Origin of the sequence: Formosimonas limnophila (assembly GCF_014652675.1) — a bacterium.
GTDB classification, from domain to species: Bacteria; Pseudomonadota; Gammaproteobacteria; order Burkholderiales; family Burkholderiaceae; genus Hydromonas; species Hydromonas limnophila.
Genome location: NZ_BMZG01000004.1, coordinates 225,119 through 236,622, shown reverse-complemented (window position 1 = coordinate 236,622; position 11,504 = coordinate 225,119). Strand labels below are relative to the sequence as shown.

10 protein-coding genes and 1 pseudogene are annotated in these 11,504 nt (G+C 48.4%); 4 read left to right on the top strand and 7 right to left on the bottom strand.

All coding sequences use genetic code 11. From position 1 onward, the window contains the following. Positions 1–307, top strand: a 307-nt coding sequence (locus IE082_RS11235; RefSeq protein WP_229809732.1) for a hypothetical protein, incomplete at its 5' end; no start/stop codon positions are given. Between the two features lie 102 nt (positions 308–409). Continuing rightward, a pseudogene (locus IE082_RS11445) lies at positions 410–568 on the top strand (ferritin-like domain-containing protein); the annotation flags it as partial. Positions 569–647: 79 nt separating this feature from the next. Here IE082_RS11445 and argH read toward each other — a convergent pair. The 3 genes from argH to rpiA form a co-directional block, all read right to left on the bottom strand. Next, positions 648–2,069, bottom strand: coding sequence for an argininosuccinate lyase (gene argH, locus IE082_RS05180; protein WP_189492545.1), 1,422 nt, complete (start codon positions 2,067–2,069; stop codon positions 648–650). A gap of 244 nt (positions 2,070–2,313) precedes the next feature. Further along, the gene (gene gdhA, locus IE082_RS05175) at positions 2,314–3,657 is read right to left on the bottom strand and encodes an NADP-specific glutamate dehydrogenase (protein WP_189492542.1); all 1,344 of its coding nucleotides are present in this window, start codon (positions 3,655–3,657) and stop codon (positions 2,314–2,316) included. 259 nt (positions 3,658–3,916) lie between these two features. Continuing rightward, a complete protein-coding gene (gene rpiA / locus IE082_RS05170; protein WP_189492539.1) occupies positions 3,917–4,603 on the bottom strand; it encodes a ribose-5-phosphate isomerase RpiA in 687 nt (228 codons plus the stop codon). Positions 4,604–4,743: 140 nt separating this feature from the next. On the opposite strand from rpiA, the gene IE082_RS05165 reads away from it, so the two are divergent. Continuing rightward, complete coding sequence (locus IE082_RS05165) at positions 4,744–5,913, top strand: acetate kinase (RefSeq protein ID WP_189492536.1); 1,170 nt, start codon at positions 4,744–4,746, stop codon at positions 5,911–5,913. Between the two features lie 55 nt (positions 5,914–5,968). Further along, entirely contained in the window at positions 5,969–8,056 is a 2,088-nt protein-coding gene (gene pta / locus IE082_RS05160; RefSeq protein ID WP_189492533.1) for a phosphate acetyltransferase, read from the top strand. Positions 8,057–8,190: 134 nt separating this feature from the next. Here the strand turns inward: pta and IE082_RS05155 are convergent, their stop codons facing one another. From IE082_RS05155 to gshA, 4 genes are all read right to left on the bottom strand, one after another. Beyond that, positions 8,191–8,595: a DUF1398 domain-containing protein gene (locus tag IE082_RS05155; RefSeq protein WP_229809731.1), complete on the bottom strand. Its 405-nt coding sequence runs from the start codon at positions 8,593–8,595 to the stop codon at positions 8,191–8,193. 95 nt (positions 8,596–8,690) lie between these two features. Beyond that, positions 8,691–9,155, bottom strand: coding sequence for a MarR family winged helix-turn-helix transcriptional regulator (locus IE082_RS05150; RefSeq protein WP_189492530.1), 465 nt, complete (start codon positions 9,153–9,155; stop codon positions 8,691–8,693). 112 nt (positions 9,156–9,267) lie between these two features. Continuing rightward, positions 9,268–9,654: an Lrp/AsnC family transcriptional regulator gene (locus tag IE082_RS05145; protein ID WP_189492527.1), complete on the bottom strand. Its 387-nt coding sequence runs from the start codon at positions 9,652–9,654 to the stop codon at positions 9,268–9,270. A 27-nt stretch (positions 9,655–9,681) separates the two neighbouring features. Next, on the bottom strand, positions 9,682–11,298 hold the full coding sequence (gene gshA, locus IE082_RS05140; protein WP_229809730.1) for a glutamate--cysteine ligase: 1,617 nt from the start codon (positions 11,296–11,298) through the stop codon (positions 9,682–9,684). Between the last annotated feature and the right edge of the window lie 206 nt (positions 11,299–11,504).

Below are 11,504 nucleotides of genomic sequence, written 5' to 3'. Positions count from 1 at the left end.
AAAGTCCAAATTCTCATTCAGACTCGCTACATATGCCCACACTTATCGGCTGTTAATTGTTAATGTACAGTTCTCTTTATCAAACCACCTTGGTGACTTAATCGCCGACTTGTCGTCAGCACAGAAGCAAGATTATGAGGAAGTTTGCTCAACCTGTCAACAGTTATTTGCGATGATTTACACAAGCCATCGGAAGTTAGCGGCTAACCATTTGATTTTCAATATGTTTTCATTTCAAATTGTTTTTCTGCCCTATTATTTTGCCCATTGGTTTTCACATGAATTTTGGCTCATTTGTTTGTTTTGACCCTCCAAACGCTTTATGGTGGTACACAATCAATCTTTAAAAGGAGAACGATAATGAGACATTTAGCTGAAAATGACAAGAAAGCCCTGATTGACACATTGAATGAATAAAATTATGGAAATCGAGTTGGCTGGTGTGGTGCGCTATACACACTACTCACTGATGGCTTACGGTTATAATCGCATCCCGATTGTGAGCTGGCTGAAGGACAACTCAACAGAGAGCTTGGATCATGCCCATCGCGCAGGCGAGCTGGTGACACTGCGAAGTCAACGCATTTTTGGCTTAAAGTATAAAAAAAGCCCCATACATTTGCGGGGCTTTTTTGTGACTGAGCAACTTATTTTAATGCATTTTTCAGTCGCTCAATCGCCGCACGAACTTGGTTGGGTGCTGTCCCACCAATATGATTGCGCGCCGCCACCGAGCCTTCTAAAGTCAGACAATGCGACACATCAGGGTCAATCAGGGCTTGCTGTTCTGGCGCAAGGTCCGTTGCGGCACGCAACTCATCCAACGTTAAATCAGCCAAATCACACTTTTTCTGCGTACAAATCTTCACTGCGTGTGCCACCGCTTCATGAGCATCTCGAAATGGCAAGCCTTTTTTCACCAAATAGTCTGCCAAATCAGTGGCGGTGGAGAAACCCTGCAATGCAGCCGCACGCATGCTCTCCGGTTTAACCACAATGCCTTGAACCATTTCCGTGAAAATCAGGACCGTTTCAAGTACAGTGTCAGCGGCATCAAATAGCGGCTCTTTATCTTCTTGATTGTCTTTGTTGTAGGCGAGCGGCTGGCCTTTCATCAAGGTCAGTAAGCTCATCAGGTCACCATACACGCGACCTGTTTTGCCGCGCGCAAGTTCTGGTACGTCTGGATTTTTTTTCTGCGGCATAATCGATGAGCCTGTACAGAAACGATCGGCCAAATCAATGAAACCCACGCGTGGACTCATCCAAATAATCAACTCTTCGGACAAACGCGAGACGTGCATCATCAGTAATGACGCTGCTGCGCAGAACTCAATCGCAAAATCACGGTCAGAAACCGCATCAAGCGAGTTTTCGCAGACGCCTTCAAAACCAAGTTGCTGAGCGACAAACTCTCGATCAATTGGGTACGTCGTACCCGCCAGAGCAGCTGCACCGAGGGGTAAGAGATTGGTGCGTTTGCGGCAGTCTAAAAATCGTTCTACATCGCGGCCAAACATATTCACGTAAGCAAGTAAATGGTGCCCAAAGGTGATAGGTTGTGCCACTTGTAAATGTGTGAAACCTGGCAAGATGGTATCAGCCTCCCGCTCAGCGACGGTGAGTAAGCCTGAACGCAATTGACTCAATGCCATCACAACATCATCAATCTGAGCGCGCAACCATAAACGAATATCTGTCGCCACTTGGTCATTACGTGAACGACCCGTGTGCAGACGTTTACCAGCCGCACCGACCAATGCCGTCAAGCGAGCTTCAATGTTCAGATGCACATCTTCTAAGTCCAGTTGCCAATTAAATTCGCCATTTTCGATTTCGCTCTTGATCTGCGCCATTCCACGGTTAATGTCGGCCAAATCCCGAACACTGATGATGTTTTGTTTGGCCAGCATGGCTGCATGTGCCAGAGAACCTTCAATGTCGACCAGCCCTAAACGTTTGTCAAAATTCACTGAGGCGGTGTAGCGTTTGACCAGCTCACTCATGGGCTCAGAAAAAAGTGCTGACCACGCAGTGGATTTATTGTGTAAAGAAGATTGGTTGCTCATATGACGATCTTTAAAAAGTACGGGCTAAGAAAATTAAGTAATTCGGCATCATACACTGCGGCAGACGATAGTTCAAATGTCTGCGCCTGAGCAACGTACAAAGAGTTTATATGGCGGCATAGCGACACACACAGCTTTACAATCACACCTGCGCAACTAAATTGCCACGACGCCAAACAATAAAAAAAACCGCTCGATTTCCTCGAGCGGTTTTCTTCAAAGCCAAAACAAGGGGTGATAATGATTAATAAACACCTTGTGCAATCATTGCTTCAGCCACTTTAACAAAGCCAGCAATATTCGCACCATCAACGTAGTTGACCGTACCATCCGCTTGCGTACCGTGTTTCACGCAGTTTTTATGAATGTCTTTCATAATCGCTGACAAACGCTCATCCACTTCATTACGCGTCCATGACAAACGCAGCGCGTTTTGGCTCATTTCCAAACCTGATGTTGCGACACCACCGGCATTCGAAGCTTTACCTGGGGCGTAAAGGATTTTCGCTTCGAGGAATTTCTCGACAGCTTCGAGTGTTGAAGGCATATTCGCACCTTCTGCCACACAGATACAACCATTAGCGAGCAACGCATCAGCATCTTCTGCTGTCAATTCGTTTTGCGTCGCGCAAGGCAATGCGACATCTGCTTTGATGTGCCATGGGCGTTTGCCTGCTTCAAATGTCAAGCCATTCGCCGCCGCATAAGCGGACAGGCGACCACGTTGGACGTTTTTCAAGTCCATGATTTTCGCGAGCTTGTCAGTGTCAATACCTGCTGGGTCATGCAACGTGCCCTCTGAGTCAGACATCGTGATGACTTTCGCGCCCAACTGAATCAATTTTTCAACAGCAAACTGCGCCACGTTACCAGAGCCTGAGACCAGAACCGTTTTGCCTGTTATTGAGTCACCCTTGTGCTTGAGCATTTCTTGTGCGAAATACACTGTGCCATAGCCAGTTGCCTCTGGGCGAACCAGTGAACCACCAAAAGTAATGCCTTTGCCCGTGAAAACTGAACCTGTGTGGTTAGCGAATTTTTTCATGTAGCCAGTCATGTAACCGACTTCACGTGCGCCAACACCGATGTCACCCGCAGGCACGTCGGTATCAGGGCCGATGTGGCGATACAATTCGCTCAACAACGCTTGGCAAAAACGCATGACTTCACCATCTGATTTGCCTTTCGGATCAAAGTCCGAACCACCTTTGCCACCACCCATTGGCAGTGTGGTCAGCGCATTTTTGAACGTTTGCTCAAACGCCAAAAACTTCAAAATCGACAAATTCACTGACGGATGAAAACGCATACCGCCTTTGTAAGGGCCGATGGCGTTGTTATGCTGAATGCGGAATGCGCGGTTCACTTGGGTTTGCCCCTTGTCATCGACCCAGCTCACGCGGAATTGAATCACGCGCTCAGGCTCGACCAAACGCTCGAGCAAAGCAAAATCTGCATAACGCGGATTTTTTTCGATGAATGGCCACAGGCTCATCATCACTTCTTTTACTGCCTGTAAAAACTCCGGCTGATTCGGATCGCGTCGTGCTACATAAGCCAAAAAGTCATCTAAAGTTGCGTAAGCCATGGGCCACTCCTTCTTATCGTGTTTTAAAAGGTTAATCTGTCACTTATTTAGTGACTATCTAAACTAAAATCTGCGCCATTCTACCCCGCCCAAACCGATAAGGCAATGAATAAAACCGCGTATTCACGCGGTTTTTCAGAGATTATTCATGGTGCAGTGCGATTTTCTACTGCGAATGCGATATTTTTACTCTGATACCAATTACTTCGGTATATTCTTCGCAAAAGGATGAAAAATGAAACGCTCTTAAAAAATTGGTTTAAAAGTTAACGACATTCACTCCATCAGCCGCAGCAATCAACGCCACATCCGCCGCATTTTGAGCAAAGATACCAACGGTGAGCACACCAGGAATGATGGTGAGTTGAATCTCCAGCGCCAATGGCTCAGTGATGTGCAAACCATGCACGTCCAGTATATGACAAGCGTTGTCCGTGATGAGCGGCGAACCATCGGCGTTCATGCGCCAAATCGGGTTGCCACCCAATTCGCGCATTTGACGCGCAACGGCTTCGCGGGATAGCGGGACGACTTCAATGGGCAGTGGAAATGCGCCGAGTATGGCGACTTCTTTGCTGGCATCAGCGATGCAGACAAACTCATCGGCGATGGACGCGCAGATTTTTTCACGGGTATGTGCGGCACCGCCGCCTTTAATCATGTTGCCTTCGGGGTCGATTTCGTCGGCACCGTCGACGTACACAGGCACTGATACAACGTCGTTCACGTCAAATACGGCGATGCCGTGCGATTCGAGTCGCGCTTTGGTGCGCTCGGAGCTGGCGATGGTGCCTTTGATGTGTGATTTGACTTTTGCCAGCTCGTCGATGAATAAATCAGCCGTCGAGCCTGTGCCAACGCCGATGATTTGGTCTTTTGCCACATTGTTTAGCACGTATTCAACGGCTTTTTTGGCCACTTGTTGCTTGAGTTCATTTTGGTTCATTAACGTCCCTTTCAAATAGAATTGTCGAATTTTAACAGCAAATAAATGATTAATCGCGTTTTATCAACGCGGCGAAGGTTTACTAAATCTTAAGTCAATGGCATACTCTCGCACGATTTTCCCATCAAACCGAGGACAACATGATTTTGGTCATTAATTGCGGCAGCTCATCTGTTAAATTTGCGGTGATTGCCCACGAAACAGGCGAACAACATCTCACAGGATTGGCCGAAAAACTCGGCTCTGCCGACGCGCTGATCACGTTTAAATCCGCGACAGGCAAATCCAGTCTGCCGCTCGTACCAAACAACCATGAGTCAGCCATCAATGCCGTCATCACCGAGCTAAAAGTGGCCAACTTATTTGACCACATCACTGCCGTGGGTCATCGTGTCGTGCACGGCGGCGCTTTTTTTCATGAGTCGTCTCTGATTACAGCCGATGTGTTGGATAAAATCCGCGCGTGCGAAACACTCGCGCCGTTACATAACCCAGCCAATGTGCTTGGCATCACCGTGTCACAACAACACCTCCCGCAGCTCAAGCACGTCGCCGTATTCGATACCGCGTTTCACCACGACATGCCTGAGCACGCACACCTGTACGCGCTGCCACGCGCTTTGTCGCGTGAGCATCAAGTCCGTCGCTATGGATTTCACGGCACCAGCCATCGTTTTGTCGCGGCCAAAGCCGCTGAACTCATCAGCAAACCACAGTCCGAGCTCAACCTCATCAGTGCTCATTTGGGCAACGGCGCGAGCGTTACTGCGATTAAAGGTGGCATTAGCGTCGACACCAGCATGGGTTTCACGCCACTCGAGGGCCTCATCATGGGCACGCGCTCAGGTGATGTGGACGCGGGCTTGCTACCTTATTTGGGCCAAGTACTCAACCTTGACAACACAGGCGTCACTGATTTGCTCAACAAAAAAAGCGGTCTGCTCGGCATTTCTGATTTATCCAATGACTGCCGCGAACTCGAACAAGCCGCCGCAGATGGTCACGTCGGCGCGAAACTCGCCTTAGAGATGTTCTGTTATCGCCTCGCAAAATACATCGCCAGCTATCTCGTACCACTTGGTCATTTGGATGCATTGATTTTCACGGGAGGCATTGGCGAAAACTCGTCGTTCATTCGTGCTCAAGTGCTGAAACAACTTAGTTTTTTGAGCTTTACTCTCAACGAATCAGCCAACCAATCCTGCGTGCGAGGTCAAGCAGGCAACATCTCGACAGGCACTGCCGCATGGGTGATTAATACGGATGAAGAATGGCTGATTGCACAAGACACAGCACAATTAACGAGCTAACAACTCATCACAACACACTCACCACCTCAATCCAATCAAAAATAACAGTCAACCCATGAAAACCATTTTCCTTGTCGCCACAGGTACCAATTCTGGCTTAACCTCTGTCTCGCTGGGGTTGGTTCGTGCATTAGAGGTCGCAGGCCTGAAAGTCGGCTTTGTTAAGCCCATTTCGCAAACTGAACACCTTACCTCTGACCGATCAACTCTATTTGCCCGTCAAATTTGTCAACGAAAAGCCCCTGACCCCATTGGTTTGGCTCGTGTGTCAGAGCTTTTGAGCAAGGACATGACAGACCAGCTCATGGAAGAAGTCATCGGTCTTTATGAGTTAGCCGCCAAAAATATGGATGTCGTGGTAGTTGAAGGCTTGCTACCAGAGGCTGGACAACCTTTCGTCACACAGCTCAATGCCGACATGACACGCAACCTACAAGCGGATGTATTGCTCGTTGGCAGCCTGCCCAACGACTTCGCTGCAGATGAAAAAGGCGCGGAGATCATCATTGACCAAATTGAGTTGTCGATGAATAGTTTGGATTTGGCTGATAAAAATTTAGCAGGCTACATTCTCAACCGCGTACCGAACAGCAATTTTAAAAACCAACTGGCCAACGAAATCACCAAGCTATCGGGCAATGATTTTTCACTCATCGGTGGCATCCCTCTGAACAATGACATCATGGCGCCACGTGTATCCGACGTGGCAACCTATCTGAACGCCCAAGTACTCAACGAAGGTGACATGAAGCAACGCCGTGTGCGCGACATCGTGATGGTAGCGCGCTCGGTGCCTTATGTAATTGAGTTACTTAAACCCGGTGCGCTGATTGTCACTCCGGGCGACCGCGACGACATCATTCTCGCGGCCGCCATTGCAACGATGAATGGCGTGCCACTGGCAGGTTTGCTCATCACCTGTGACCACGAAGTGCATCCGAACATCGCGCAAATCTGTCGCCCCGCCCTGCGCACAGGCCTGCCCGTTTTGGCTGTACCGAGTTTGACATTCGAAACCAGCACGCAGCTGATTAAAATGGATCGCAAAGTGCCGTTCAATGACCTCGAACGCATGGAAAAAATCATCAATCATGTGGCAGACCATTTGGACATGAAGCCCTTGCTTGCGCGCATCGGCGAGCCAAAAGAACCACGACTGACACCACCAGCATTTCGCCACCACTTGATTGAAAAAGCCCGCCGCGCCCAAAAACGGATTGTCCTGCCCGAAGGCAACGAGCCACGAACCATCGCTGCGGCGGCTATTTGTCACGAAAAAGGCATTGCACACTGCGTCCTGCTCGGAGACCCCGCCGAAATTCGAGAAGTCGCCGCCAATCAAGGTGTGATTTTACCCGACGACATTGAAATCATCGATCCAAAGACCGCCATCGCCCACTACGTTGAGCCGCTCGTCGGGATGCGTAAAAGCAAAGGCATGACCGCGCCATCAGCAGAAAAGCAACTTGAAGACACCGTCATGCTCGGTACCGTCATGCTCGCACTCAGCGAAGTTGACGGTCTCGTCTCGGGTGCGGTTCACACCACCGCAAACACTGTGCGGCCTGCACTGCAAATCATCAAAACCGCACCGACAGCCAAACTGGTCTCATCGGTATTTTTCATGCTCATGCCCGAGCAAGTACTCGTGTACGGCGACTGTGCCATTAACCCAGACCCGACGGCCGAAGAACTCGCCGACATCGCCATCCAGTCGGCAGACTCCGCCACCGCCTTTGGCATCATTCCACGCGTTGCGATGATTTCGTACTCGACGGGTGAATCAGGCACAGGCGATGAAGTCGAGAAAGTCCGGGCCGCCACGCTGCTGGTCAAAGAAAAGCGCCCTGACATTATCGTTGATGGACCAATGCAATACGACGCTGCCAGCGTCGAATCCGTCGGTCGCCAAAAAGCCCCCAACAGCCCCGTCGCAGGCCGCGCCACAGTATTTGTGTTCCCAGACTTAAATACGGGCAACACCACCTACAAGGCCGTGCAACGCTCAGCCAACGTCATCTCCGTCGGGCCCATGCTGCAAGGCTTGCGCAAGCCAGTGAACGATTTATCACGCGGCGCGCTGGTTGATGACCTTGTGTACACTATCGCTCTCACGGCCATTCAAGCCGAACAAAACGCCTAAACTCGCCTTTAACTCTTGAGGCAATACAGAATAAGTGTTTTTAGAAAGCATCACGAATCAAACTGCACCTTTCTAAAAAAGCTATAAATCGCACACTAAAATTGAGTCAGATAGCGGAGTGAAGTGGCGCTGCCTCAGTAAGCAGATGCATCTGGAATCGGCTCATTAACCATTTCATTGCCTGCCAAGTCAACATACACACACTTCAACCCCATCATATCGGTGCGCCAATACTGCACACCTGCTTGTGCTGCTTGCTGGCAAAACGTCGGGAAGTCCGTTTGACCTTGTTGGTGAATTTTGATGGTTTCACGCAGAGCATTGGCATCAGAAACCGTTGCAATCACTTTTCCCTCGTACTTCGCAGGTGCATCAAGCCGAGAGCCATCTTGCAAAAAATACTCTGTGTGGCCATCCGCCACATAAAAATCATAGTGAGCCATGCCCAACGATTTTAGCTCTTGAACATAGCGCGGAAAGTCCGCTCCCGATTTAACTTTGGCATGGGTCTCTGCAATTAACTCTAACGTCAACATCATTTATCCTTTCGAGATATTAAAAATATAGCGTGTTTTTGATGGGTTTCAGACTTTCACCCCATAAGTTTGAAAAAAATTTCCTCTTTTTACGAGCATCACCCAACAGGCCAATGCTGCCAGTTGTGGTGCCGAACCAAAGATTTCATTGCTTCAATCAAATGCTGTTGCTCAATCAACGATAGATGCCCAAAAAATGCCTCATCGTTCGCATCAGCAACAGCCGCTAAGCGAATCACCAAACGTCGCCCAGCTTCTGTCAAAACCACCAAATGGTGCCGACGATCATCATCACGTACATATCGCTGCAACAGTTGTTTGCCTTCTAAACGAACCAGTAACTTAGACAGGCCGCCTTTGGTCATACCAATTTTTTCAACCAATGCACTCGGAGACGCCTCGCCTTGGTCAAGAAGCTCTCGCAAAACCACCCACTCAGAGACACTAACACCGAGTGCCTCAACTTTTTCTCTGAAAGAGCCGGAGACATGATTCGATACAAAGCGCAGCCAAAAACCCAAATGGCTTTGTAAATTACTGATGTTTGATGGTGAGTTGGACATATTTGTGCTGACTGAGTGAAAGCTTAAACATTATAGTTTCCAAAGAAACTATTTGTCAATAAAAAACCACAAGCATACACCTGTGGTTTGTCCACTCAACAGTCAATCACAACTATTTCACACAGCGAATAGCACTCGCCACTTTGTACTTGCCAAAGCGTAGTAAGTGATTCAAAAACACCTCTAAATCCTCACCATTTTCAGAAATAAAAATCACTTGATAACAGCCCTCCCCTGTGACTTTGAAGGCATGTTCAACACCATCGGTTTCACTCAGAAACGCCTCAAAACCAGAGAAATCCGAGTGCTCCATAAACATCGTGATGAAATGCCGCGTCACCTGCTCTTGCCAAACAGTGAATCCAGAAATAATGCCCTCATCAACCATCGTCTGTACACGCACAGACACTGCTTGCCCTGTGAGATGAACTTTTTTGCCAATGTCCTGCCAGCTCATACGACTGTTCGCTTTCAGACATTTCAAGATGGAACGGTTCATTTTATCCACAACACCACCACCCTCAAATCAACACTCGCGGCACAAGTGCTCAGAGGTTCGAGAACGGTAATCAGTGATAAACTCATCAAAACTACCGACTTGATTTTGCTCAACTTCTACTTGCTGCGCCAAGGATGCTTTTGCCAATTGTTCAAAATGTTCATGCTGCTCTTGAGTCAAAGGCCGTTCTGCGAACTCATCTGCAAATGAGCGACTTTGAGCCAAAGCAAAGGCAGCAAATGATTGACTATGTTCTTTGATGCCATTGAGGACTCGTGCAGATGGTGTTAAATGGGCATCGAGTAATTTGGCCTTTTGTACAGTCAAACTCTTTGCGAACTCATCACCACCATTCTGCTCATCGAGCAACTGTGCCACTGGCAACATCTGCACCAATAAATCCAAGCCCCAATCTTGCAATGAAATCGACTCACCAGCGCGATGAAGTATGAGTGCAGGACGACGTCCTTCTTTCACGGTGCGAGCAAAATTTTCGGTATTAGCGATGCCTTCAGTCTCATTGGTTAATGGACTATCTGACAGCGCACAAAACAGCAAAAAAGTATCCAAAAATCGAGTCGTCTCAACGCTGATACCAACAGGCTCAAACGGATCAATGTCCATGCAACGCACCTCAATGTACTGAACGCCTCGATCAAACAGCGCTTCCACAGGTCGCTCGCCCGAACGAATCACTCGCTTCGGACGAATAGTGGCATAAAACTCATTTTCAATTTGCAGGACATTGGTATTGATTTGCACCCATTCACCATCTTTTTGTGCGCCAATCGCTTCATACGCAGGATATGGCTTGCGCACAGCCTTGGCCAAGCTGCTCATATATTCGCGCAGCGTATTGTATGGAGGCACCAAGCCATCTTGCGCATTGTTTTGATAACCCAAGTCACTCATGCGCAAGCTGGTCGCGTACGGCAAATACAAGGTATCGTCAGACAATGATTCCAGCGTGTGTGCTCGCCCGCGTAGAAAGTCGCTTGTGCAGGCGGGCGATGCACCAAACAAATACATCAAAAGCCAGCTATAACGATGGAAATTGCGAATCAAAGCAATGTATCGCTCCGACTGATAATCCTTTGCACTGAGCGACTTCAATGACTCATCGGACTCATGCTCATGCAATAAAGCCCACAAGTCTTCTGATAATGAAAAATTGTAATGTATTCCCGCAATACACTGCATGGCTTTACCATAACGCAGTGCCAAACCACGTCGATAAACATGTTTGAGCATACCAATATGTGAAGTGCCATACCACGCGATGGGGATTTGCTCCTCGCTCGGCAGAAGGCAAGGCATCGACTGACTCCACAACATTTGCTCGCCCAAGTGATGATAAACAAAACGATGCACGGCATCTAACTCTGCCAATGCCGCTCGCGCATCACTCACCGCCGGTGTAATGAACTCCATTAACGACTCAGAATAATCTGTTGTAATCAACTCATGAGTCAGCGTTGAGCCCAACTTTGCGGGGTGAGCAGTTAAACTCATCCGCCCTTGTTGGTCGACACGCAAAGTCTCTCGCTCAATCCCACGCAAACCTCCCGACAATAGCGAACGGTGTGAAGATTGACTGAGCAGTGCCAGTTTATGATTCAATGTTGTTTGGCTGCTGTTTTCCAAAATGCGTCCTCATCATTTATTCATCTGTGCGAAGTGTACATGTTTTCAAAGTGGCGTAAGAATAACCGAAAAACGAAAAGCCTGCTGCCAACGATTTCATCACTCAACAATCAGGCGGAAATAGCAAAAAACCTGTGCAACGAACAGGTTTTTTAAATGCATGAACCGCGAATCATGGTTGTTTGTGTGCTTGATGCGCAGCAAAG

Coding starts and splice junctions, on each gene's coding strand:
- argH (WP_189492545.1), bottom strand. CDS start 2,069: ATGAGCAACCAATCTTCTTTACACAATAAATCCACTGCGTGGTCAGCA.
- gdhA (WP_189492542.1), bottom strand. CDS start 3,657: ATGGCTTACGCAACTTTAGATGACTTTTTGGCTTATGTAGCACGACGC.
- rpiA (WP_189492539.1), bottom strand. CDS start 4,603: ATGAACCAAAATGAACTCAAGCAACAAGTGGCCAAAAAAGCCGTTGAA.
- IE082_RS05165 (WP_189492536.1), top strand. CDS start 4,744: ATGATTTTGGTCATTAATTGCGGCAGCTCATCTGTTAAATTTGCGGTG.
- pta (WP_189492533.1), top strand. CDS start 5,969: ATGAAAACCATTTTCCTTGTCGCCACAGGTACCAATTCTGGCTTAACC.
- IE082_RS05155 (WP_229809731.1), bottom strand. CDS start 8,595: ATGATGTTGACGTTAGAGTTAATTGCAGAGACCCATGCCAAAGTTAAA.
- IE082_RS05150 (WP_189492530.1), bottom strand. CDS start 9,155: ATGTCCAACTCACCATCAAACATCAGTAATTTACAAAGCCATTTGGGT.
- IE082_RS05145 (WP_189492527.1), bottom strand. CDS start 9,654: ATGAACCGTTCCATCTTGAAATGTCTGAAAGCGAACAGTCGTATGAGC.